Annotated in this window: 21 protein-coding genes; 7 read left to right on the top strand and 14 right to left on the bottom strand. The window is 57.4% G+C overall.

The window, feature by feature from the left end:
* On the bottom strand, positions 1 to 1,359 hold a 1,359-nt coding region (locus ENI00_RS02465; RefSeq protein WP_304098336.1), incomplete at its 3' end, for a 3-hydroxybutyrate oligomer hydrolase family protein.
* A 338-nt stretch (positions 1,360 to 1,697) separates the two neighbouring features.
* Here ENI00_RS02465 and ENI00_RS02460 point away from each other — a divergent pair.
* Positions 1,698 to 2,606: an alpha/beta hydrolase gene (locus tag ENI00_RS02460; RefSeq protein ID WP_304098334.1), complete on the top strand. Its 909-nt coding sequence runs from the start codon at positions 1,698 to 1,700 to the stop codon at positions 2,604 to 2,606.
* Positions 2,607 to 2,635: 29 nt separating this feature from the next.
* Here the strand turns inward: ENI00_RS02460 and ENI00_RS02455 are convergent, their stop codons facing one another.
* The gene (locus tag ENI00_RS02455) at positions 2,636 to 2,998 is read right to left on the bottom strand and encodes a DUF6164 family protein (protein WP_304098333.1); all 363 of its coding nucleotides are present in this window, start codon (positions 2,996 to 2,998) and stop codon (positions 2,636 to 2,638) included.
* An 87-nt stretch (positions 2,999 to 3,085) separates the two neighbouring features.
* Here ENI00_RS02455 and ENI00_RS02450 point away from each other — a divergent pair, with 87 nt between their 5' ends.
* The 4 genes from ENI00_RS02450 (at position 3,086) to ENI00_RS02435 (ending at position 7,579) form a co-directional block, all read left to right on the top strand.
* Positions 3,086 to 4,498: a DUF2868 domain-containing protein gene (locus ENI00_RS02450; protein ID WP_304098331.1), complete on the top strand. Its 1,413-nt coding sequence runs from the start codon at positions 3,086 to 3,088 to the stop codon at positions 4,496 to 4,498.
* Positions 4,495 to 5,925 carry a GTPase/DUF3482 domain-containing protein gene (locus ENI00_RS02445; RefSeq protein WP_304098329.1) on the top strand — a complete coding sequence of 477 codons (1,431 nt, stop codon included), beginning with the start codon at positions 4,495 to 4,497 and terminating at the stop codon, positions 5,923 to 5,925. The genes ENI00_RS02450 and ENI00_RS02445 overlap by 4 nt, the downstream gene beginning before the upstream one ends.
* 50 nt (positions 5,926 to 5,975) lie before the next feature.
* The gene (locus ENI00_RS02440) at positions 5,976 to 6,371 is read left to right on the top strand and encodes an ectoine synthase (RefSeq protein WP_304098326.1); all 396 of its coding nucleotides are present in this window, start codon (positions 5,976 to 5,978) and stop codon (positions 6,369 to 6,371) included.
* A gap of 77 nt (positions 6,372 to 6,448) precedes the next feature.
* Complete coding sequence (locus ENI00_RS02435) at positions 6,449 to 7,579, top strand: CynX/NimT family MFS transporter (RefSeq protein ID WP_414674200.1); 1,131 nt, start codon at positions 6,449 to 6,451, stop codon at positions 7,577 to 7,579.
* A gap of 147 nt (positions 7,580 to 7,726) precedes the next feature.
* Here ENI00_RS02435 and ENI00_RS02430 read toward each other — a convergent pair whose 3' ends face one another.
* A complete protein-coding gene (locus ENI00_RS02430; RefSeq protein ID WP_304098323.1) occupies positions 7,727 to 8,902 on the bottom strand; it encodes a type III PLP-dependent enzyme in 1,176 nt (391 codons plus the stop codon).
* A gap of 265 nt (positions 8,903 to 9,167) precedes the next feature.
* On the opposite strand from ENI00_RS02430, the gene ENI00_RS02425 reads away from it, so the two are divergent.
* The gene (locus ENI00_RS02425; RefSeq protein WP_304098319.1) at positions 9,168 to 11,522 is read left to right on the top strand and encodes a fatty acid cis/trans isomerase; all 2,355 of its coding nucleotides are present in this window, start codon (positions 9,168 to 9,170) and stop codon (positions 11,520 to 11,522) included.
* 17 nt (positions 11,523 to 11,539) lie between these two features.
* Here ENI00_RS02425 and ENI00_RS02420 read toward each other — a convergent pair whose 3' ends face one another.
* The 8 genes from ENI00_RS02420 to ENI00_RS02385 all read right to left on the bottom strand — a co-directional run bounded on the left by ENI00_RS02420 (position 11,540) and on the right by ENI00_RS02385 (position 20,523).
* On the bottom strand, positions 11,540 to 12,358 hold the full coding sequence (locus tag ENI00_RS02420) for an ATP-grasp domain-containing protein (RefSeq protein WP_304098317.1): 819 nt from the start codon (positions 12,356 to 12,358) through the stop codon (positions 11,540 to 11,542).
* A 115-nt stretch (positions 12,359 to 12,473) separates the two neighbouring features.
* Positions 12,474 to 15,002 carry an ATP-dependent helicase HrpB gene (gene hrpB / locus ENI00_RS02415; RefSeq protein ID WP_304098315.1) on the bottom strand — a complete coding sequence of 843 codons (2,529 nt, stop codon included), beginning with the start codon at positions 15,000 to 15,002 and terminating at the stop codon, positions 12,474 to 12,476.
* Entirely contained in the window at positions 14,995 to 16,209 is a 1,215-nt protein-coding gene (locus ENI00_RS02410; RefSeq protein ID WP_304098313.1) for a YbfB/YjiJ family MFS transporter, read from the bottom strand. The genes hrpB and ENI00_RS02410 overlap by 8 nt, the downstream gene beginning before the upstream one ends.
* Before the next feature lie 96 nt (positions 16,210 to 16,305).
* The gene (locus ENI00_RS02405) at positions 16,306 to 16,971 is read right to left on the bottom strand and encodes an SCO family protein (protein WP_304098309.1); all 666 of its coding nucleotides are present in this window, start codon (positions 16,969 to 16,971) and stop codon (positions 16,306 to 16,308) included.
* Positions 16,972 to 17,075: 104 nt separating this feature from the next.
* Entirely contained in the window at positions 17,076 to 17,996 is a 921-nt protein-coding gene (cyoE, locus tag ENI00_RS02400) for a heme o synthase (RefSeq protein ID WP_414674198.1), read from the bottom strand.
* A complete protein-coding gene (locus ENI00_RS02395; RefSeq protein ID WP_304098340.1) occupies positions 17,993 to 19,090 on the bottom strand; it encodes a COX15/CtaA family protein in 1,098 nt (365 codons plus the stop codon). Before ENI00_RS02395 ends, cyoE begins: the two co-directional genes overlap by 4 nt.
* 64 nt (positions 19,091 to 19,154) lie before the next feature.
* A complete protein-coding gene (locus ENI00_RS02390; RefSeq protein WP_304098305.1) occupies positions 19,155 to 19,793 on the bottom strand; it encodes a hypothetical protein in 639 nt (212 codons plus the stop codon).
* The gene (locus ENI00_RS02385; protein ID WP_304098303.1) at positions 19,786 to 20,523 is read right to left on the bottom strand and encodes an SURF1 family protein; all 738 of its coding nucleotides are present in this window, start codon (positions 20,521 to 20,523) and stop codon (positions 19,786 to 19,788) included. Before ENI00_RS02385 ends, ENI00_RS02390 begins: the two co-directional genes overlap by 8 nt.
* A 66-nt stretch (positions 20,524 to 20,589) precedes the next feature.
* Between ENI00_RS02385 and ENI00_RS02380 the strand changes: the two genes are divergently transcribed.
* Positions 20,590 to 20,793 carry a twin transmembrane helix small protein gene (locus ENI00_RS02380; protein ID WP_304098300.1) on the top strand — a complete coding sequence of 68 codons (204 nt, stop codon included), beginning with the start codon at positions 20,590 to 20,592 and terminating at the stop codon, positions 20,791 to 20,793.
* Between the two features lie 18 nt (positions 20,794 to 20,811).
* Here the strand turns inward: ENI00_RS02380 and ENI00_RS02375 are convergent, their stop codons facing one another.
* The 3 genes from ENI00_RS02375 to ENI00_RS02365 form a co-directional block, all read right to left on the bottom strand.
* On the bottom strand, positions 20,812 to 21,699 hold the full coding sequence (locus ENI00_RS02375; RefSeq protein ID WP_304098297.1) for a cytochrome c oxidase subunit 3: 888 nt from the start codon (positions 21,697 to 21,699) through the stop codon (positions 20,812 to 20,814).
* A gap of 16 nt (positions 21,700 to 21,715) precedes the next feature.
* Positions 21,716 to 22,306, bottom strand: coding sequence for a cytochrome c oxidase assembly protein (locus tag ENI00_RS02370; protein WP_304098295.1), 591 nt, complete (start codon positions 22,304 to 22,306; stop codon positions 21,716 to 21,718).
* A 13-nt stretch (positions 22,307 to 22,319) separates the two neighbouring features.
* On the bottom strand, positions 22,320 to 22,684 hold a 365-nt coding region (locus ENI00_RS02365; protein ID WP_304098292.1), incomplete at its 5' end, for a cbb3-type cytochrome c oxidase subunit I.

Genomic DNA, 22,684 nt, shown 5'->3' with positions numbered 1-22,684 from the left:
GTCTTCAACACCCGCACGGCCATAGGCGTTGGCATAGGTCATGGAAATACTCTGGGCAACCTTGGAGGCAAAGTGCACCGGGGCGAGCAGGTTCTGCTCGGGCTGGATGCCGAAGTCCTCATTCAGGATGCGCAGCGCATCGGTGGCGTAGTCGTCAATCGTTGCACCTGTAACCAGCCCTTTGTTGGCCAGTGAGTTACAGATATTGTCGCGCACTGATGAAGGGTTGAGGACGTTCAGCGGTGCGTCATCACGGATAGCCGGCGCCTGGTTGGCACAACCCTGGTAAACCGCCAGCGCGGTGGTGTATTCCAACAGGCTTCTGCTGTGCTCGGTAATCGCGGCGTTATTACCCTGGTTAATGGTGAAGCTGGTATCCACAACCGGGTTTACATTAGGTTCGGATACCGCGACGCCATCGATCAGGCCTTTGGTGTCCTGCTCCGCCGCTCGAACCGAAGCGCCACCCCCATTGGAAACACTGGAGGCAATAACCAGAGTGGTTTCAGGGGTGATCGCGGCAACGTTGCTGTCACTGGCGAATTGTTCGTTGAGTGCCCAGAACCCGAACTCGATAGATTGCAGAACGTGCTGCCCCCAGTCAGCTTCCGGGTTAGCTTTCGAGTGTGCGTGTTTCCAGGCGAAACGGTCAGGCCAGGCAGCGTTAAAATCACTGCGCCCGGCATCGGTCAGGTCTGCCCGGAACTGCACAGGTTCTGCGGCGGCGGTTAGCGTGCCATCAAGGCGCTGGGCCGTATTGGTTTCCAGGTTGTGTGCGCCTGTGCCGCTGCCTTTGTCGGTATAGACCAGGGCACAGCCTTTTTTCAAACCCCACTCGCCCGCCGTTCCAATCGCGCCATAGATACCCCGGGAACCGGAAGACGGCGCGGTGATCATGCACGGGTTCTGTGGATCAAAGCTGTCAGGTATCTGGGCCATCACCGTAACAGGCACATCGCTGCCCGATACCGTCATGAACGCAATGTATTCATGCCCCGAAATCAGCCCTTCCGTGCCATTGCCTACGCCGGGGCCAAAGAACTCCCCATAACCACCACCCGCCGACGTATCCACCAGTGCCCGGTAATTATTATAAATCGCGAGCTGGCGCAGCTCACCGGACGAAGGGTTGAGAGGGTCTGAAAACGCGGGTGCCGTTGAACTGCCAAGGCCGGTAGCACCCAGGCCAGCGGTCAGAAGATCATCGGTAACGCCGTCATAGTGGGTGCGTTGGATATTGCCCTGGATAAATCCGGGCACTGGGTTGACGGCAGGCGCATTATCGTTTTCGCTGTTGTTGCAGGCACTCAGGGCAAAGCCTGTCGCGCCGATCAGCGTACAGATTATGATAGGTTTCATGGTCGTTCCTTATTTGTTGTTGTTAAGAACGGGTCGGGACCACGACCCGAAACAACCCCTATGCGCTTCCTGTGCCATAATTTTACCTTATTGTTTTTATTGATTATTTTCGAGACTTCTTTTGAGCGTAGCATTATTTGTCCCGGTTTCCGGACAACTTTACCGCCGTCCTGGTTCGGATTCGTATCAGGACTCGCGCTATCAGGGTCACGGCAGCCTGTTTGTCCTGAAAGCCGGACATCGTCGTGATTGGCGGACAGCCGATTAAAGCGACACAGGTCCGGTCCTGCCCGCACAGCGTAAACGTCTTCTTTGAAACACTAAAAAGGAATGGATCTTTGAGAGCCCATGAAACGCTGAAAATCCTTGTCGGTGTGGGTACGCTGGTGAGCGCGCTGGTCCTGGGTGGCTGCGCGAGTTATCACAATGCGCCTGCAGAACCCGTCGAATTGAAGAACACATCGTTCACCGTGAATCACGGCGTGCAGTTTTCTCCCGATGACTGGCCGAAAAAGCTCTACGGAGATCTGTATTTGCCCGAAGGTGAACAGCTTCACCCCGTTGTGCTGATGGTGCACGGTGGGGGTTGGGAGGGGCGCTCCCGAAGTGATATAAGTTGGATTTCAGAAAAGCTGGCAAGCCATGGCTTTGCTGTATTTAATATTGATTATCGCCTGGCACCGGATTACATCTTCCCGGCCCAATTACACGATCTGCAAATCGCCCGCACCTGGCTGAACCACAACGCGGAACAATTCCGGCTGGATGCCTCTCGGGTAAACGGTTTTGGTTTTTCGTCCGGGGCACATCTGATTGCCTTGATGGCGCTGGTAGCCAGTTCGAACGACGCCGAATCCCTGAACCAACCTTATGGCGGCCCGGACACAGCCCTCAACGCGGTAGTGGCCGGCGGCACGCCTGCTGATCTGACGGCCTTTGGTTCCGGCAAACTCTTACGTCAGTTTCTGGGAGGCACGAAGGCCGATATTCCAGACACGTATCGTGCCGCGTCGCCCATCACCTACGTCACCCGCAATTCGCCGCCGTTTTTCCTGTTTCACGGCAACATGGACAGCCTTGTGCCCTTTCGCCAGGCTCAAACGCTGCACGACACCTTGCTGGCCAACGGGGTTGAAAGCGAACTGTTCGAGATGCGTTTGCGCGGCCACATTACCAGCTTTCTCACCGCCGGAAGCGCCATCAGCAAAGCCACAGGATTTCTGATGCGCCACAACAAAAAGCCCTGACCATCGGGCAAACCGACATTCGAGAGTGGCTAGCCTATGTGGATAAACGGCAGCAGACTCAGGCCAATCATCACCACAATCGCCAAACACGCGGCAAAGGTGCGCACAGGCTTGTAGCGAAACATCTGCCAAGCACCCATTGATTCACCATTCAGGCGCCGCGCCTCGTAAGCTTCCCGCTGACTTTCCAAGCGCTGGCGCTGGTACTCCTGCAGTAACTCCTTGGCTCTTTGGGCTTCGTCATCGTCGTGCACCCAGAAACCGCCCATACTGACGCCCCAGCGACTTGGCGGGGTCTCGTAAAACCGCACGTCGTGGTCGTCAAACAAAGCCCGTATTTCCTCGGCTTCGTCATCCGGTACGTGGCGCAAATTCATCAAATGATGGGGCATGAAAACTCGTTGTCTGGTATCGGACAGGGTATTGCCGATATCCTAACACCAAAGACCCACAGATCGAATTCACAACCGGAACCGTTCATGACAGATCATGCCCTCCGCCTGCTGCTGGATTTCGACGCCTGCGCCCAGAGAGACAAGGGTCAGGCCGCGGCATTTTTGCACCGGCGGGATCGCAAGTTTGCACTCACCTGCGAACAGCAGGGCATCACGCCCGGTCCGGAACGCTGGATGGCGCAGATGAACCATCTCAGCGGCCCGGGTGCAGGCACATCATCGGCCGAGAAGACCCTACGCTTCTGGCACAGGATCAACAGCGGTTTTGTGGCAGCGGGCACCGTATTCGGTGTGCTGACCATGCTCGGCCTGCTTTTTTACGACGGCGGCCAGCGCATCAACGTAACGGTGATTGTGGCTTTTGTGGGCTTTCAGTTGCTGCTTGCGCTACTGACCACTGTTCAGTCTCTGGTGGGCTGGCAACCGTGGCGTGGGCTGCTCAGGCGCGTTGGAAGCAACGGCGGGCCAGACATTTCCGGGCGGCTTCAGCCGGTTCTGATGGCCCGGGCAGCGCAGGTTGGCGGGCTGTGCTTTGCGATTACAGGCCTTATAACCCTGCTGGTTATGGTGGTGTTGCAGGATCTCGCCTTCGGCTGGAGCACCACTCTTGATACTGACGCCAGCAGCTATCACCGACTTGTCACCGCGATCGCATCGCCGTGGGCGTGGTTGTGGCCCGCCGCGGCGCCCGATTTTGTGCTTGTGGAAGCAACTCGATTCTTCCGCGCCAGCGCGGGACAGAACGGCATGAATCCGGCGCGCTGGGGCCAGTGGTGGCCCTTTGTTGCCATGCTCTGGACAACTTGGGCTCTGCTGCCCCGGCTTGTTCTTTCCCTGTTGGCAGGCGTGCTGATTCGCCGTAAGGCCGCGCATCTTCTCGCCGGCCATCCGGCACTACGCGCCTTGATGTACCGCATGGAGACACCGGCTCTGGATACGGGCAACGAACACAACGACGCCGCCGACCTGCCAGACACCAAAACATCCCTGAGCCTGCAGCCTTTGCCGAATGCCCGCATAGTGCTGCGCTGGGCCGGTGCGGGCGATCCGGAGTTGCCGGATATCATCAGCACCGGCAAGAACCTGATCACCAAAGCCGGCGGCGGAATGACACTGACAGACGATCGGCAGACACTGAACGAAATAGCCACGCAGTTGGCGCAGGAATCCTGCCTCTGCGTTCTTTTGTTTACCCGCAGTTGGGAGCCACCCACGGGGGAACTGGACGACTTTCTCACCAGCGCCCGGGAGCTCTGGCCCAAGGGCACTCACGTTGCCCTGGTGCCACTGGCTAACCGCGTCGAGCAGGCGCCAGATGCCCATCTGGTTCAGCAATGGCTGAGATTTGCCGCACGCGTCGGGCCGGAATTTGTAACGGTTAGCCTGTTGCCGGATTACGACGCTGTTTCTGACACGGGCCGGGGAGTTGTCGAATGAACACCGCACCCACCTTCGCCGTTGTGGGCCATCCGAACAAGGGCAAATCCAGCGTTGTGGCCACTCTGTCGCAGAACGATGCCATTGCCATAGCGCTGGAGCCGGGCACTACTCGCACACGGCAATCCTACCCGTTGAGCGTAGACGGCAAAATTCTCTACACGCTGGTGGATACGCCGGGATTCCAGCGGCCACGGCGGGTTCTGGAGTGGCTGGAGGCTCACAGCATCTCGGCTTCGGACCATAGCGAAACGGTGCGCGCGTTTGTAACACAACATAAGGACGACGGCCGTTTTACCGACGAGTGCGAGCTACTGACGCCGCTGCTTGAAGGCGCCGGTATTATTTACGTGGTGGACGGCTCCGCCCCCTACAACGCCCAGCATGAAGCAGAAATGACCATCCTGCGCTGGACCGGGCAGCCCAGTCTCGCTCTGATCAACAGCATAGGGCCTGACGACTACAGCGACACCTGGCAGGCGGCATTGGGCCAGTTCTTTCAGGTTGTACGCAAGTTCGACGCTGTGCGCGCTCCGTTCGAGCAGCACCTCAGCCTTTTGCGCGCCTTTGGCCAGCTCGAACCAGACTGGGAGCAGTCTCTGGGCAAAGCCACCGAACATTTATCCGCCCAGCGAGAACAGCGCCGTCGCCAGGCGGCTGGCATCATTGCCAAGGCGTTAAAGACCATGATGTCATTCCAGGAGAAGCGCACACTGTCTCTGGACCAAATTGCGGGCACCAGCGACAGCACCCTTGCAGACCAGCTCCGGCAACACTGGTATCAGCATCAGCGCAAACAGGAACAGTCTCTGCGGGTCGACATTGAGCACCTGTACCAGCACAACAGCATCCGCCGGCAAGAAGCCGAGCTGGAATGGCACAGCGATCATGATCTATTCTCAGAGGACAGCCGCAAACATTGGGCGGTCAGCAAGCGCTATCTGGCCACCGCGGGTTTTGGTGCAGGCGCCGTTGGCGGTGCCGGTCTGGATGCGCTGACTCTGGGGACGTCACTGGGCACAGGCGCGTTGGTGGGGGGGCTGATCGGCGCGGCGGGAAGTTATTTTTACAGCGGCCGGTTCATGCTGCCGGCCCTGAATATCGGCCTGCTCCAGGACGGTTTGAAAACCGCCACGTTCGGGCCGGTGCAAGACAGTCAGTTCGGTTACGTGGTGCTGGGCCGGGCGGTGGACCACTGGTGGCATATAAGCCATCGAAATCATGCAGGTAGGGAGCTACTCGATCTGGCGCCCGCCGACCATCATTGGCTCGAACGTCTTGATAAAAAGCACCGTCAGGTCATTCAAAAAACCCTGGATAAGTGTCGCAAAAAACAGCCTGTGGACGAGGGACAAATGCAGAAGTTTCAGGCCGCTATTGAACAATGTATGGCGATTTACGACGACTGGCGGTTGAATCGAACCTGAAAGGAGTGTTTATACTGTAGTGCTATTCCATCAAACAACGAGGAATGCTTATGAAAATTGTACGAGTTCAAGACATCATCGGTACAGAACGCGAAGTCAGCGCCCAGCAATGGACCAGTCGCCGCCTGTTGTTGAAAAAAGACGGCATGGGTTTCTCTTTCCACGAAACCATTATTCCTGCGGGCACAGAGCATACGTTCTGGTACAAAAACCATCTAGAAGCGGTTTACTGCGTTGCGGGTAATGGCTCCATTACCGATCTTGCGACGGGTGAGACCCACGAAATCTCCGACGGCACTCTGTATGCCCTCGACAAGCACGACAAGCACATCCTTCGCGGCGGTACCGAAGACATGCGTCTGATCTGCTCGTTCAACCCGCCGGTTACCGGGCAGGAAGTGCATGACAAAGACGGCGCGTATCTGGCGGATACCAGCGAAGACTAAGCTTTTTGTCTGCTACTGAAAAACCGGCAATACCAATACAGCCATCGACAGCGCCTTCAACAGCAGGGTTGCTGCCGGTGGCGCTGTTGCTTTGGCTTGCCGGGGTTTACCTTCGCATCCCGATACTGGTTGCGCCGCCGCTGGCGCCGTTTATCGGTGACGAACTGGCGCTGTCTCAGACCCTCACCGGCGCACTGACCACCTTACCCATTCTGATGCTTGCGATAGGCGCCATGCCCGGCTCGCTGTCGATATCGCGCATAGGCCCGCGCAACACGCTCGCCTTCGCCATGGTGATCATGGTTATTGGCTCCGCAGGCCGGGGCCTGGCCCCAGACACCGCCACGTTGATGCTGACCAGCGCTGCTATGGGGCTGGGCGTTGCCATGATGCAACCGGCACTGCCGGCGCTGCTGCCACGCTGGCTGGCGACAAAGCACCTGGCGATTGGTTCGGCCATCTACATGAACGGTATGCTCATGGGCGAGTTCATAGGCGCGGGCATCACTCTGCCGGTTATCATGCCGGCGCTGGATAACAGCTGGCGCGCAACCCTACTTGTCTGGTCATTACCCGCACTGCTGGTTGCCGCCGCCCTGTTCCTGCCCAAACGTGACCTGGCCCGACCCACGCGCAAAGTTGCATGGCTGCCAGATTGGAAAAATCCGCTCACCCTGAAACTCGGCTTGTTACTCGGCGTTTCAGGCTCGCTGTTTTTCGGCGTAAACGCCTACCTGGGTGCTCTACTGGAACAAAGAGGCGAATTCGACAACCTCACCAACGCCCTGTTCTGGTACAACATCGCCCAGGTGTTTGCCTCACTGCTGATGCTGAAAATGGCCCGCTACTGGGTCGGCCGAAAAGCCCCGCTGATCATCATGCTGGTACTCAGCCTGTTGGGAACCCTGGGCATTCTGGTATTTACCGGATGGTGGGCAATCGCCAGCGCAACGTTCATGAGCTTCACCGCCGGCATACTGTTGATCATGATGGTCGCACTGCCGCCGCTACTGGTGAGCGCCAGTGAAACCGGCCGGCTATCGGCTGGCAACTTTCTGGTCGGCTACACCATGGCCTTCGCAGTGCCCATGGCAGGCGGATTGCTCTCAGATTGGACGGGCGACATAAGGCACGCCATAGCAGTTATGATCGCCTACGGCGTCCTAGTCTCCCCGTTGGCGATCAAACTCAACCTCCAACGGCTTTAAAGCGCCCCCACCAATGGCCAAAAGCCGGGGAGCGGGGTGTCTTTTCTTCTGGGAAAAAAATGTCTGAGCAAAGCGAGTTGTTTTTCCCAGAAGAAAAGACACCCCGCTCCCCGGCCATGCTCCAATTAAGCAGGCCCCGACTCAACGTCAGATGTAGAAGTCCTTCAACGGAGGAAACCCGTTGAACTCTACAGCACTGTAAGTCGTAGTGTAGGCGCCGGTGGACAACCAATACATGCGATCACCAATCGCCAGATTCAGCGGCAACGGGTACTTGTGATGCTCGTACATGATGTCCGCGCTATCGCACGTTGGCCCGGCAATCACGCAGTCTTCACCTTCACCCTTTTTGTCCGTCCAGATGGGGAACTTGATCGACTCATCCAGCGTCTCGATCAATCCATTGAACTTGCCCACATCGGTAAACACCCAGCGGTGCAAAGCCGTGCGGGATTTGCGGGCAATCAGAACCACCTCGCTTACCAGCACACCGGCATTGGAAATCAGCGACCGGCCGGGCTCGATAATGATTTCAGGCAACTCGTCTCCGAAGTCTTCCTTCAGAAAACGGGTGATTTCGGATGCATACACACCCAGCTCATTCGTCCGGTTGATGTAGTTGGCCGGGAAGCCACCGCCCATGTTGATCATCTTCAACTCAATACCGTCTTCTTCTTTCAGGCGCTCGAAAATGACCTTTACCTTGTTCAGCGCCGAATCCCACGCGCCTATCTCTCGCTGCTGGGAACCCACGTGGAACGATACGCCATAGGGCACAAGCCCCAGATCCCGGGCCAGGATCAGCAGATCCATCGCCATGTCGTTCTCGCAACCAAATTTGCGCGAAAGCGGCCAATCGGCGGTTTGTGTACCGTCGGTCAAAATGCGCACGTAAATCTTTGAACCAGGAGCCGCCTTGGCAAGGGTGCGCAGATCCGCCTCGGAATCCGTGGCAAACATACGCACGCCTTTCTCATAAAACGTGCGAATATCCCGCGCCTTCTTGATGGTGTTGCCGTAACTGATCCGGTCAGCCGTTACGCCCAGCGCCATTACCTTTTCCAACTCATACACAGACGCAATATCGAAACTTGCACCCTTGTCCCGCAGCATGGTCAAAACCTGCGGAGCCGGGTTGGCCTTCACCGCGTAATAGACATTGGCGTAGGGAAAACCTTCCACCAGCTCGTCGTACTGACGATCAATGGTCGCGGTATCAATCACCACAAACGGCGTTTCTCTGTTATCAGCGAATGCCTTGATGCGGTTAAAGGTCTCGGCGGTGTAGTAATCAGCGATGTTCGCGTTGGCTGACTCGGTCATGGATGGTGTTTCCCCCCAAGGGTAATAAAGCGATGCATAAGCGCGTGGGCCAGACCCGGATTGGCCCTGACAATAATCGCGATAATCGGGCTTTCTCCGCCTCACAGATATCAGCACATCTACCCATAATCAAAGCGGCAACCAAACATCGGCCAATCGTCGAAAAGCCGCAGGTCGTCCCTTAAAAAAGAGGCCTTAGCGAACACCCGAAGAACCCTTTATAATCCCGCAGCAACGAATTCCCAATCTTCCTCAGGAGCCCTCAATGGCGCGACTTACTACCGCAGCACTCGTTATCCTGCTGCTCCTGGCCGGCTGTGCCGAAAGCACGACTCCGCCCACCTTCAAACAGGCGCTGCCCACAGCCACCCAACAACCGGTCAGCTTCAACGACGACGTTCGCCCCATAGTAGAAGCCAAGTGCCTGGCCTGCCATGGCTGCTTTGACGCGCCCTGTCAGTTAAAAATGGAATATAGCGACGGCCTGATTCGCGGTGCACTCAAAGACTCTGTTTACGATGGTGCTCGCCTGGAAGCCCAAAAAACCACGCGCCTGGGCATCGACGCCCAAACCGAACAGCAGTGGCGTGAGATGGGGTTTTATTCGGTATTGGCCCGGGGCGACCAGACTCGCAGCCTGTTTGAAAACATGATTCGCCTGGGCAAACAGTATGAATTTGCACCCAACAGCAAACTGCCTGACGACATTGAACTGGGACTGTCCCGTGCCAATCAGTGTGTCAGCAACGACGACTTCTCGGATTACGCCAGCGATCACCCTTATGGGGGCATGCCTCTGGCCGTGACGGGCCTGACCGACGACGAATACGCCACGCTCACCGGTTGGCTCAACCAGGGAGGCGCCATCAGCCCGTTAAAAACCGACGTCAGCGACGTCGCGCAAAACCACATTCAGCGCTGGGAGACCTGGCTCAACCAAGGCGACCAACGCAGGCAGTTGGTCAGCCGCTGGATTTACGAACATCTCTATCTTGCCCATCTGTACTTTGAGGACAGGGGCGCAGATACCCGGTTCTTCGAAATCGTACGCTCCCATACGCCTCCGGGTACCGCCATCGACATAATCGCGACGCGACGCCCTAACGATGATCCCCAAGGCCCGCTGTATTACCGCCTGCGCCCGGTAGCCGGCAGCATCGTGCATAAGCGACACATTACCTTCGCTTTCGGGGACAAACCGTTCGAGCGCACCCGAGAATTGTTTGAAACCGGTGACTGGCAAGTGGAAACCGCGCCGGATTACAGCCGGGACAGCCGCGCCAACCCGTTTGTGACCTTTGCAGCCATCCCGGCAAAAGCCCGTTATCAGTTCATGCTGGACAACGCAGAGTACTTCACCCGCACCTTCATTCGCGGACCGGTGTGCCGCGGCCAGATTGCCACCGACGTGATTCGTGATCAATTTTGGGTGACCTACCACGATCCTGAAGACGATCTGTATGTAACCAGTGCAGACTATCGTGAAAAAGTAACACCACTACTGGCGCTGCCGGGGCAGGACGGGGATCTGCTGGATCTCGGGGATAACTGGAGGAACTACAAAGACAAGCGCAACCGCTACCATGAGATACGAAACAAAGCCTACGCTGAAGCCTATCCCAAGGGCGCATCCCTCGATCAGATCTGGGACGGCGACGGCAACAACACCAATGCACTGCTAACCGTTTTTCGCCATCACGACAACGCCTCCGTGCAACGGGGCCTGATTGGCCAGGTTCCTCTGACCAGCTGGTGGATGGACTATCCGCTGTTTGAGCGCACCTATTACGAGCTGGTGGTGAATTTTGATGTGTTCGGCAGTGTGGCCCATCAGGCCCAGACGCGGCTTTACTTTGACTTGATTCGCAACGGCGGCGAGCAGGATTACTTGCGTCTGGTTCCGCCGGGTGAGCGCAACCGGGTGTTGCAACAGTGGTATCAGGGCGCCGGCAAATTGAAGCTGGACTACAGCTACACCAGCATGGATGACACCACATCCTCACAGGTGCCCTTCGCAACCTCAGCGTTCAACGAAGAGTTGGGCGCGCGCCTGCTGTTGAAATTCCGCGAACTGAATGCAGAGCATGACGACCCCATCAACCGATGTGGCGGCAGTGATTGCGGCCGCAAAGACCAGCCTGACTGGATTCGTGATGCGGATCAGGTGCTTTCGGAGCTGGCCGCCACCCGCGCTGAATTCCTACCCGCGATTCGCTACCTTCCCGACGTCACCTTTCTGAGGGTTTACAACGAAGAAGGCGAACGCACGGTTTACACGGTAATCCGCGACCGCGCCCACAGCAGCGTCGCTTTCCTGCTGGGCGAGAGTTTGCGTTATCAGCCGGAGAACGACAAGTTAACCATCTACCCGGGAATCATCGGCAGCTATCCGAACTTCATGTTCGACATTCCGGCATCTCAGCTGGGGCTGTTCAAAGACCGACTGAAAGCGCTGAAAATGGAAGAGCAGCCCGCCTTTGACCAGCTGGTGAGCGTTTGGGGCGTGCGCCGAACGCATCGGCGATTCTGGGAGATCCTTCAGGACATCACGGCCTGGCAGCTTGAGCACCAGCCCTTGCAAGCGGGTATTTTTGATATTAACCGTTACAACAATCTGTAGCCGATTGAGCCACAGGCTCAGACCGCTATGGGGCGGGCAGGCTCAGGGTTCGTCGAGTTGCCTGGGTCCCGGGGCTCACTGTGCTGCCGCAAGTACGCCATAATGGCGGCTGGCAGTTCACTGCCCTGGCCCAGCCCCTGGTTGCCAAACAAGCGGTTAAATTCCAGCACGTAGGGGTAGCCTTCCACTAACGCAATATCAAAACCGGCGTGATCCACGCCCAAATCCCGGGCAAGCCGGAGGGCCAGATTGGTCATGACGGCCGGTACCGGACTGTGATCAATCCTGCCGCCCCGGGACACGTTGTTGTAAAAACCCTGATCTGCCTGGGTGCGCCAGTATGCGGTTACAACTTTGTCGCCGACCACAACAATCCGTGCGTCGCGATCCAGCGGCAGGTATTCCTGAGCGTACAGAACCTCCGTGCGTTCGCAGTAAGTGCGCCAATCGTCACGGGTTTCGATCAGCCACACACCTTCGCCCATGCTGGCCTTGGGCAGCTTCGCAACGAACGGCAGCACCATGGCGTTCCAGATCTGCTCGCGCTCCTCGGGCCCGTTAGCTTCAATGATTGTCCAGGGGATGTGTTCGGGCGCTACCGCCTCAAACGCCCGGGTCATTTCGACCTTGTCGTGGCCAATCCGATAGCTGGCAATGCTCGGAAAAACACGGCATTTCAAGCCGTGCACGAGCGCGTTGAGCTGCCAGTATTCAGGGAACAGCACCCAGTCTGCCTCGCGCAGCAACTCTTTGTGACGCAGGAAGTGTTCCGGTTTGAGTACGGTTGTGTCGGGAAAACCAAGGGTGCGAAAAATATTAAACGATACACAGTGCATGGATTGGGTCGCGAGGGAAGAAGTGAACGAATTTTAAGCAGTTTTGGCCCGTGCGCAAGTAGTTTATGGCCTTACCTGATGGCGTTCATGGTTTATCGTGAAATCATCAACCGGATCACTTTCGTTTAACACCCTGCTGGGCAACGGCGGTAAACGGGTCTTCGGGCCAGGGATGCTTGGGGTAACGGCCACGAGTGTCTTTGCGCACCTGTGGATAGACGTGCGTCCAGAAACTGGCCAGATCTGCCGTTACCGCCAGTGGCCTTTGGGCTGGCGAAAGCAGGTGAATCAATACCGGCACCTTCCCGCCTGCTAACACCGGCGTCTTGGTCCAGCCGAACAATGCCTGCAACTTAGCCGCCAATACCGGTCCGTTCTCAACCGTGTAATCCAGAGTAACGGAGCTGCCGGTGGGAATAACCAGACTGGTTGGAGCCAGTTCTGCCAACTGCTGCTGTTGCGGGTAATCCAGCAGGCTGTTCAGGGCGTTCTGCAGGTTCAACCGGGCCAGGTCAGACCAGCGATTGATGCCGATAAGGAAGGGGGCAAGCCAGCGTTCCAGGGCATCTGTCAGCGCCCGGTCACTGGCATCTGGCCACTGCCCGGGAAAGTGTTTGGCCAGCAGCAAGACTCGAGCCTGCCATTGCCGGGCCCCGGGGGTCCAGGGCAGGCTGTCCAGCCCCCTGCGCGCAACCGCCGCCAGTATGCCCTGCTGTACCAGCTCGGGTGAGGGTTTGCCCAGGGATCGTGCGGTAAGAAGCAGCGCGCCCAGTCGACGGGTTCGCCGGGCAACCACCGTGCCGCGTTTATCATCCCACTCGGCTTCGTCTTGCTCACGGATGTGGGCCGCCAGATCGGCTTCCAGGGTGGGCAGATCCACCGGCGCCGCCAGATAGATGGTTGCCTCCCTTGATTTACCATCCAGATCTGCGGCCACCAACCATTCATGCCGGGCCAGCCCATCGTCTTCTCGCAGCATCGCGCCTTTGCCATTGCTGAGCTGATAGCGTGGCGCGTCTCCGGGCCGGCGCTTGCCGATACGATCCGGATAAGCGAGGGCTAACAAACGGCCGACTTCAGCAGCCGTAGGCACCGGATCCTGTTCGTTTTGTTTGTGGACGCCAGGCTCGAACAGGCGCTTTGCCTGCTGGCGCAGCGCCTGAAGCCGGTGCGGGTCTGCGCGCCGGGCGCCGCGCTCTCCTCCTGGTCCTCGCCCTTGCTCTTCACGCAGGACTCTTATCCGCTCCTGCATATCTGCGCCGGCGCCGGGGCCCAGTACATCCCGATCTTCCAGCAGCGCGGCCAGTTCTGCCGCCAGCCTGCCCAGCCCAAGCGACCGACCCAGTATCACCATGTGTGCCAGGCGCGGATGAATGCCCAGCGCCCGAACCGATTTACCGTGCTCGGTAATCGCACCCTCGTTATCCAGCATGTCCAGCCACTGCAGAAGCTCCACACCCTGTTGCCAGTGGGCGGGAGGCGGGGGATCAATCCACACGAGCTTGTCCGGTGTGCGAGCGCCCCAATTGGCCAGTTCAAGCACCAACGGGGCCAGATCGGCTTCGCGAATCTCCGGCGGCGTAAACTCCGCCAGCCCGAACTGCTCCGACTCACTCCATAATCGGTAACACACGCCTGGCTCAACGCGACCGGCGCGACCTTTGCGTTGCTCAGCCGACGCCTTCGAGACACGCCCGGTTACCAGCCGCGTCATCCCGCTGTTGGGGTCGAACACCGCGCGACGCTGCTGGCCGCTATCCACCACCACGCGCACGCCTTCAATGGTCAGGCTGGTTTCCGCAATCGCGGTTGCCAGCACCACTTTGCGGGTACCCGATGCAGCCGGCGCGATGGCTTGATCCTGCTCTGCGGCCTTGAGATTGCCAAACAGGGGCGCGATCACAACATTTGATGTCACCTGACCGGCCAGTGCTTGAGCCACCCGGTGAATTTCCCCGGCGCCCGGCAGGAACACCAATACCGAGCCGGGTTGTTGCGCCAGCGCTTCAATAATCACTGCCACTACCTGATCCACCAGACGAGGATGCCGCTGTGTGGCAGGCGCGGGCCGGTAGAATACGTCCACCGGAAACGCCCGACCCTCACTGCTCAAAACAGGCACATCCCCAAGCATGCGGGCAATAGGCGCCGTATCCAGCGTTGCTGACATGACCAACACCCGCAGGTCGTCCCGCAGCGCTTCCTGGGTCTCACGCACAAGCGCCAAACCGAGATCGGCTTGCAACGAGCGTTCATGAAACTCATCGAACAGCACGGCACCGTAGTCTTCCAGCATGGGGTCGCTCTGAATCAGCCGGGTGAGTATGCCTTCAGTGACCACTTCTATGCGAGTCGCGCTGGACACCCTGGTATCCAGCCGCGTTCGGTAACCGACGGTCTGTCCGGCGTTTTCAGCCAACTGCGTTGCCATAAACCTTGCCGCTGACCGGGCGGCCAGCCGCCTTGGTTCCAGCATCAGGATCTTACGGCCCTGCAACCAGGGTGCATCCAGCAGCGCCAAGGGCACACGAGTGGTTTTCCCCGCGCCCGGTGGCGCCTGCAACAAGGCGGTATTGGCGTGCACCAGAGTCTGTTTCAACTCTGCCAGAATGTGATCTATGGGAAGTACTGTTTTGTCAGTCAAAGCGAAGGGTTCGCGCATGCCACACGTCGGCGCGAGGCACGAAGAATACGAATATCAGCCCGAAGGCGAGCGCGGCTACGCCAATGCCGAAGGCAGAATCCAGCGTGCCACCGGCATCCAGCCATTGCTTGGTCAGCCAGGGGCCGACCATCTGGGTAAAGCCGTAAAGCGCGACCATGGCCGCCGACAATCGTGGGCCTTGGTGCGGGTGCAGGGCGCGGCCGATGCGCTGCGTGAGCAATACGGTGCCGAGAAATGTGCCACCTACCAGCGCCGCACACAGCACCAGGCCTATGGCGCCAGGCAGAAGTACGGCGGCCAGCACACCCGCCAACTGGATCAGAAAATTCAGTTTCAGCGCGGGGAGATCACCCAATTTAGTGCCCAGCCGGTTCCACAGCCAGGCGGCCGGTATGGTGCATAGAGCAACAATGACCCAGGTTCCGTCGAGTAGCCAGTGGTCGGCCTCAAGCTCCAGCTTGGCCAGTAGCGGCAGAAACGTAAGCGGGAGAATGTAGCCCAGTCCGGCACCACCGTATGCAAGAAACAGGGGAATGCTGGCACGGTCAAACAGTGGCGTGGTGGCTGTGGCCTTGCCGTTTGTATCGCGGTCTTCGTCGGGCAGTTCCAGGCGGGTCAACCGATTCGCGCCCCACAGGGCGAGTGGGATCGATAGCAACGCGGCGGGCCACCAGCGCTCGGCACCCTCGAGCATACCGGCGCTGCCGGTGACCAGCCCGCTGGAGACCAACAGTCCCAGGCCCACGCCTATGTATACGAGCCCACTCATGCTGGCCCGGTTGCGCAGCACCAGCCATTCCAGAATCAAGGCGGGCGCCTGCACAAAAACAATACCGTTAGCGACGCCATTCAACCAGCGGCTACCGGAGATGGCCGTCAGATTATCGGTTTGGGTGATGAGCAAGGTGGTTACAACGTGCACCGTAAGGGAAACCGGCAGCAGAATACGGATTTGTGCCACCCGGTACCAGCGAATGGCCAGTATGGCCCCCATGAGGTAACCGAGATAATTCCAGGTGGCGACGGCCGCGCCGTCGGGCGCGCTGAACTGGCCGTCTTCTACCAGATACGGCAGCAACGGTGTAAAAATAAACCGCCCAAGCCCATGAACGACCATCAATACGACAGCGCCGGCCGTCAGAACGGCAAAGAGTTCTTTCGACGTCGTGTTGTACTGATGTGACATGCTGTCTGTTCCGGCGAGTGTGTATTCCCTCGCGCAGTCTAGGCGAATCCAGCCGCAATGTCAGTGCGCCCTCGACAGAACAGGCTCCCCACCGTTTCAGGAGCGAGTGCGTTCCTGATTTGCCTTGGCCCACTGATAAATGCGCTCGAAAGCCTCAGCAAGATGCTCGGGATTATGGGGCGGCTGGATAAGTGCCGCCAGATCACCGTCCGGATTCACCAGCGCAAAATGGGCGCTGTGGTCAACCAACAGTTCGCCATCGACCTCGCGCTGAACGAACACCGCACTCAGGCTCCTGGCCAACGCCCGCAGCGTTTCAAGATCCCCGGTCAACCCGTGAAAATTCTCACCAAAAAACGCTGTGTAAGATTTGAGCTGTTCCGGTGTGTCGTGCTCGGGATCGGCGCTAACCAGCAGATAATCAGGCTGGGGCAACGCTTTGGACAGCATTGTGTTCATGCGTCGAAGATTGGCCATGGCGGCCGGGCAAACATCCGGGCAGTTTGTGTAACCCACAAACGCAAACGTCCACTTGCCCCGAAGGCTTTGCCGGGTGACGGTTTCGCCATTTTCGTTGGTCAGCGTAAACTCTGCCAAAGGCCGTGGCTGGTCATACACGTAGGTGTTCATCTCGGTAAGATCCGGTGCCGGGGTCGGCTCCCCGCTACCGACCGTAAATACCTGCAGCCCAATAACCAGACCAAAAATCAGAACCACGACAAACAAAAGAACAGACACCGTGATTTGAACTGAACGGTTCATCACAACTCCAATTAGCAGGCTCCGCATTAACACCGCGATTGTGGTCCAGAAGCCTTTCCCGCCGGGAGAAAAAGACGCCCTTTTGCTGGCACGTCTTCACAAAATCAAAAAAAAACGTAGTGATCCACAAGCAGTACCACAAAAAGCACCATCAGGTATGTGATGGAGAATTTGAAGGTCTTCAGCGCTACCCTGCGATCATCGCCTCTGAGCAACCGCACTGCGTATTGGAGAAAGCGCAAACCGAGAACCATAGCGCCCGCGAGATAAATCCAGCCGGACATGCCGGTTACAAACGGCAGTAAACTCACTGCCAGCAAGATGAGAGTGTAAAGCAGGATGTGCAGTTCGGTGAATTTATTGCCATGGGTAACCGGCAGCATGGGAATACCGGCTTTGGCATATTCTTCTTTCCGGTGAATAGCCAGCGCCCAGAAGTGTGGTGGCGTCCAGGCGAAGATAATCAGCACCAGCAGCAGCGCATGGCCGTCTACCTGACCGGTTACCGCCGTCCAGCCCAACAGCGGCGGCATGGCCCCCGCGAGTCCGCCGATGGTGATGTTCTGTGGCGTTGCCCGCTTCAGGAACAACGTGTAAACACCGGCATACCCCACCAAAGAGGCCAGTGTGAGCCAGGCGGTCAGATGATTGACTTGCCATATCAACACCACCATGCCAACAGTGGCCAGCAGTGCGGCAAACAGGATGGCTTCTATCGAAGAGATTTTGCCCGTAGCGACCGGGCGTTTGCGGGTACGGGCCATCACGGTATCGATCTTCTGGTCAACCACGTGGTTGACCACGGCAGCGGCTCCGGCCAGCAAGGCAATACCCAGATTGCCCCAAATCAGAACGCTCAAACCGGGTAATCCGGAAGTGGCCAGCAACATGCCAATAACCGACGTCAGGATCATCAGCGCCACAACCCGGGGCTTGGTCAGCTCCAGGTAATCCCGCCAGGAAATTGAACGGGCGGGTTGGTTGGTAACGCCTTGGGCCGGCAGTACCTCGACTTGCTCACTCACGCCGTAACCTCCTTATGCATCGTTTTCGTCTGTATTGCTGCTTCAGCCTTCGCCTGTGGCAGCAACAATTGGTAGTGCCGCCAGATCAGATAAATAACCGACAACAGCAGCCCGGCGCCCATGGCGTTGTGGGCAACCGCAATCGGCAGGGGAATGTAAAACAAAACGTTGGCAAGCCCAAGCGTAATCTGAGCCGCCAGCGCTACCGCAACCAGCCGAACGGGGCCGCGCAGTGCCCGGCTCTTGTCACGGCGCCAGATCAATGACAGCAAAAAGGCAAAATAGAGCAGCACCACCATCGCACCCGCTCTGTGGGTTACGTGAATCGCCACCCGTCCAGCGCCTGTGAGTTGCCCACCCAGATAATTAGGGCCAACGTGCTGGGTTATGTCAAAGCCGTGTTGAAAATCCATACCTTCAGGCCACCACTGGCCCTGACAGGTTGGCAAGTCTGTACAGGCAATTGCCGCATAATTCGATGCGGTCCAGGCGCCCAACGCAATCTGCATAATAATCAGAAATAGACCACCGAAGATCCATGGGCGCAAACCGGCCAGGTTGCCCGTTAAGTCTACAGGATTTGGTGGTGCCGGGGATGGTGATGTCTCGGTTGACCCTCGATGCGCCGAAAACTTCCGCAAACGCAGCATCAGCAAGGTCAACAGACTCAACGTGGTGAAGCCACCGAGTAAGTGCAACGCAACCACTTGGGGCCAGAGCTTGAGGGTGACCGTCCACATACCGAAGGCTCCCTGCAGCAGAATAAAGCCCGCAATGAACAAGGGCAGCTTGAACGGCACTCCGCTACGACGCCGGCGAACGGCACTTGCAGCCAATCCGAACACAACCAGCCCCAGCGTTGCAGCAGCATAGCGATGAATCATTTCCGGCCAGCCTTTGGCAACATCCACCGGAGCGTCCGGGAACCGGGCATTGGCAATGGCGATGTGGGATTCGCTCTGGGGCACCGTTATAAAGCCGTAACAGCCCGGCCAGTCGGGGCAGCCCAAACCGGAATCAGACAACCGGGTCCAGGCGCCTAACATAATCACCACAACCGCAAGCACAACGGAAAAGGTTGCCCAATTCACCATGGCTCTGCCCTGTGGGTTATTACCCCGGGGACGATGATTCAAGATGACTCCTTCGGGTTGGCCCTCAGCCAACCTGTGACAGTTTGAGCAGGTGTTTCAGATCTTTGAGCATATCCTTGCCAGAATTTTCCGGACCGTAGTGCATCATGACGTTTCCGAACGGGTCAACCAACATGATACGCGGCTCTTTTGCCGGGTCCACGCCTTCAGGCCAAGCTGGCTTTGTGCCCTTCGCCGACACCAAGCGCTCCATCAATCGATACTCTGTAGGCCAGCGCGCAGCCAGATCGCCGCCAACCTCGCCAAGCACTGCGGCTCTTGATACCCGGTCAGCATTTTTTCCCAAGGCAATGTTCGCTTGTCTGGCCAGATAAAGCAGTTCTTCACAGCGGCTATCGCAGTTGCCCGCCGCAACCAGAAGCAACCACTGGGGGTCCGTCTGGGCCGCACTGAAACGTTTCATGAGGGGCTCGCCAGACAGTGTTTCAAGGCGAAGATCTGCCACTGGCACCGTCGGTTTTATCAGCACACCCTGATTGGTGTGTCCGGCCGGATTCAGCCAGCCGGTATAAAACATGACGGTTGCCAGAATCATTGGCCCGAAGCCAAGTGCAAACAGCAAAAATGCGGTACGCCGGCCTCTGCGAGTCTGCTCGGGCGTGGGACCGTCTCTTTCGTCCTGCAGGGATGTTCGATTAGCCATTATCACCGTCGTTGTTGGTTCCCGTCTTTCGATAGCTTGCGACCACGGTCAACACACTCAGCACTAACGCTAGTGCAAACCATTGTGCCGCATACCCGTAATGTGTTTGCGGCCCCATCAAGTCCGGCTCCCAGTCGGCGCGATAAGCCCCGGGCTGGTCGCTGTCCCCAAGCCGGATGATGGCATCGGGGAGTTCTGCAATCTCGGCTCTCGCAACCGATTCGGGGAGCGCCTGCACCCGCTTGGGCCAGCCTTCCTCGGGAGATACCTTACCCGACAAAACCGGCGGTACGGGATAATGATATATACGTCCAGTCAGGCTATACAAGTCAGTTGGGGGCGCCACGTCAGGAAGTTCGATTCGCATTCTCGGCGCCGCAACCCAGCCCCTGTTGACGAGAACCGGTGGGCCCTGAATCGGGTAAAAAGCGGTTAATACCTCATAACCTGCGATGCCATCGCGGGTCCGGTTATCCAACAACCAGCTGCGTTCACCGTAGAGTCCGGTAACCGTTACTGGCCTGCCGTCCTCCAACCCATTGGCCACAAGATCTGGCCACTCGAGGTTTTGCGCCTCCTGTTGCCATTGGCCCAACAGGGCCTGTTTTTCCTCGGCGCGATTAAGCTGCCAGATGCCCAAGGCTACCAACAGCGGCAGGAAGGCGCCAGCAAAAACCATCATTCGCCAATCAAAGTGCCACTGCCGGGGGTTTTTTTTTGCCTCAGTCATGGTCTGCTATAGTAAACATGGCAGCAACAGGAACAAACACCAGAGAGTTTTTTCAGAGAGATTGCTATGCTCAAAGCCCTAATCATTTTTCTCATGCTCGCCGTCATTTTCAGCCTTTTCAGCGGCCTGTTTTTTCTCATCAAAGACGGTGGCAAGACCAATCGGGTGGTGAACTCGCTCGCGGTCAGGGTGACGCTGAGCGTGCTTTTGCTGATCGTTATCCTTTTGTCACTATGGCAAGGGAGCCTGACGCTACACCCGACTCCCTGACGCCAAACCGTTGTTGCATCAAATGACATAGACGAACACAAAAAGCCCAAGCCAGACGACATCCACAAAGTGCCAGTACCACGACGTTGCTTCAAATCCGAAGTGATTGTCTGATGTGAAATGCCCCTTGTGAATGCGTATGAGCATGATGCTTAACATCAGCGTACCCAGCATCACGTGAACACCGTGAAATCCGGTCAGCATGAAAAACGTGCTGCCGTAGATGCCCGACTCGAGCGTCAGGTTTAGCTCATGATAGGCATGCGCGTATTCTTCAACCTGTAACGAAAGAAAACCAATCGCCAGTATTATTGTCGCCGCCAACCAGATTTTTATTTTCTTCCGGTTGTTCGCTTTGAGCGCGTGATGCGCAACGGTTACCGTAAAGGAAGAGGTGACCAGAAGAATGGTATTTACCAGTGGCAAACCCCAGGCGCCAATAACAGATTTCGGCGCAGGAAATGCTTCGGGGTCCGGATTATTGAGCAGCGGCCAGGTCGCCTGAAACCCCTCCCAGAGCATGTTGGAACTGCCTCTGTCGCCTTCGCCCCCAAGCCAGGGCACTGCAAACACGCGGGCGTAGAAGAGCGCACCGAAAAACGCCGCAAAAAACATAATTTCGGAACAGATAAACCAACTCATGCCCCAGCGAAATGAACGATCCATTTGAGGGCTGTAAAGCCCACTGCGGCTTTCTTTGATGACGGTACCGAACCAGCCAAAAATCATGTAAATCATGATCAAAACGCCGACGGCGAAGATCATCCAGTCTCCACTCGTGCTGTGCCCCTGTTTGCTGCTGACCATAATTGAGGCCGCACCAAACAAGGTAACGCCGAGGCCCACCGTCGCAATAATGGGCCACTTGCTCTGTTCAGGAACGTAGTAGGTTTGAAAGTCCGCCATAGCAATCTCCGATGGCCTATCCGTTATCGTTTGTTTTTGTATTTAACACCGCAGCCTGCGGTTCACCCTGATCATAGAGCGTGTAAGACATCGTCAGTTTGGTTATATGGGCGGGCATATCCCGATCCACAATAAAAACCAAAGGCATTTCTGTACTCTTGCCGGCGGCCAGCGGTTGCTGATTAAAGCAAAAGCACTCGGTTTTATGGAAATACGGTGTGCCCTCAGATGGTGACATGCTGGGGACAGCCTGACCGACCATATCCCTGTCGGTCGGGTTCTCGGCGTAAAACCTGACGGTTGTCGCCTCTCCCGGATGAACCTCGACGCTTCGAGTAATCGGGCGAAAAACCCATGGCATATCTGGACCGTTCTGCGCCAGGAACTGAACCTTTACGGTGCGGCTCATGTCTGCAACGGCGGGCTCAGTCGGTACATAAAGACCGCCGGTTTTACCGTTAATGCCCGCGATTTCACAAAAAACGTCGTACAACGGCACCAGCGCAAACCCGAAAGCAAACATTCCCACCACGCCAGCAACACACCAGCTGACAACCCGCGCATTGCTGCGCTGGGACGCAGGCTTGTTTACCGGCTGCTCAGACATATCCCCCGGCCTCCTACTTCACATCTGGTGGCGTTGCAAACGTGTGATAGGGCGCCGGCGACGGTAATGTCCACTCAAGGCCCTCTGCGCCTTCCCAAGCCTTGGCGGGCGCTTTTTCGCCGCCTCGCACACACTTCACAACAATAAACAGGAACAATAGCTGGGTAGAACCGAACATGAACGCCCCGATGCTTGAAACCATATTAAAATCAGCAAACTGCAGAGCGTAGTCGGGAATTCGGCGGGGCATTCCCGCAAGTCCAAGGAAATGCATCGGGAAGAAAGCCAGATTCATTCCGACGAACGACAGCCAGAAATGGGTTTTACCCAGGGTTTCGTCATACATGTTGCCGGTCCACTTGGGCAACCAGAAGTATG

This window comes from Marinobacter antarcticus (genome assembly GCF_011049865.1).
GTDB lineage: Bacteria > Pseudomonadota > Gammaproteobacteria > Pseudomonadales > Oleiphilaceae > Marinobacter > Marinobacter antarcticus_A.
Note: the sequence above shows the minus strand (reverse complement) of the source record. Positions and strands in the feature narration are given on the sequence as shown.

What these genes read in the sequence shown, in the direction of transcription:
- ENI00_RS02425 (WP_304098319.1), top strand. Translation starts at nt 9,168, where the DNA reads ATGGCGCGACTTACTACCGCAGCACTCGTTATCCTGCTGCTCCTGGCC.
- ENI00_RS02390 (WP_304098305.1), bottom strand. Translation starts at nt 19,793, where the DNA reads ATGGCTAATCGAACATCCCTGCAGGACGAAAGAGACGGTCCCACGCCC.
- ENI00_RS02445 (WP_304098329.1), top strand. Translation starts at nt 4,495, where the DNA reads ATGAACACCGCACCCACCTTCGCCGTTGTGGGCCATCCGAACAAGGGC.
- ENI00_RS02375 (WP_304098297.1), bottom strand. Translation starts at nt 21,699, where the DNA reads ATGGCGGACTTTCAAACCTACTACGTTCCTGAACAGAGCAAGTGGCCC.
- ENI00_RS02430 (WP_304098323.1), bottom strand. Translation starts at nt 8,902, where the DNA reads ATGACCGAGTCAGCCAACGCGAACATCGCTGATTACTACACCGCCGAG.
- ENI00_RS02410 (WP_304098313.1), bottom strand. Translation starts at nt 16,209, where the DNA reads ATGTCACATCAGTACAACACGACGTCGAAAGAACTCTTTGCCGTTCTG.
- ENI00_RS02420 (WP_304098317.1), bottom strand. Translation starts at nt 12,358, where the DNA reads ATGCACTGTGTATCGTTTAATATTTTTCGCACCCTTGGTTTTCCCGAC.
- ENI00_RS02370 (WP_304098295.1), bottom strand. Translation starts at nt 22,306, where the DNA reads ATGTCTGAGCAGCCGGTAAACAAGCCTGCGTCCCAGCGCAGCAATGCG.
- ENI00_RS02455 (WP_304098333.1), bottom strand. Translation starts at nt 2,998, where the DNA reads ATGCCCCATCATTTGATGAATTTGCGCCACGTACCGGATGACGAAGCC.
- ENI00_RS02440 (WP_304098326.1), top strand. Translation starts at nt 5,976, where the DNA reads ATGAAAATTGTACGAGTTCAAGACATCATCGGTACAGAACGCGAAGTC.
- ENI00_RS02385 (WP_304098303.1), bottom strand. Translation starts at nt 20,523, where the DNA reads ATGACTGAGGCAAAAAAAAACCCCCGGCAGTGGCACTTTGATTGGCGA.
- ENI00_RS02395 (WP_304098340.1), bottom strand. Translation starts at nt 19,090, where the DNA reads ATGGTGAATTGGGCAACCTTTTCCGTTGTGCTTGCGGTTGTGGTGATT.
- ENI00_RS02450 (WP_304098331.1), top strand. Translation starts at nt 3,086, where the DNA reads ATGACAGATCATGCCCTCCGCCTGCTGCTGGATTTCGACGCCTGCGCC.
- ENI00_RS02380 (WP_304098300.1), top strand. Translation starts at nt 20,590, where the DNA reads ATGCTCAAAGCCCTAATCATTTTTCTCATGCTCGCCGTCATTTTCAGC.
- ENI00_RS02405 (WP_304098309.1), bottom strand. Translation starts at nt 16,971, where the DNA reads ATGAACCGTTCAGTTCAAATCACGGTGTCTGTTCTTTTGTTTGTCGTG.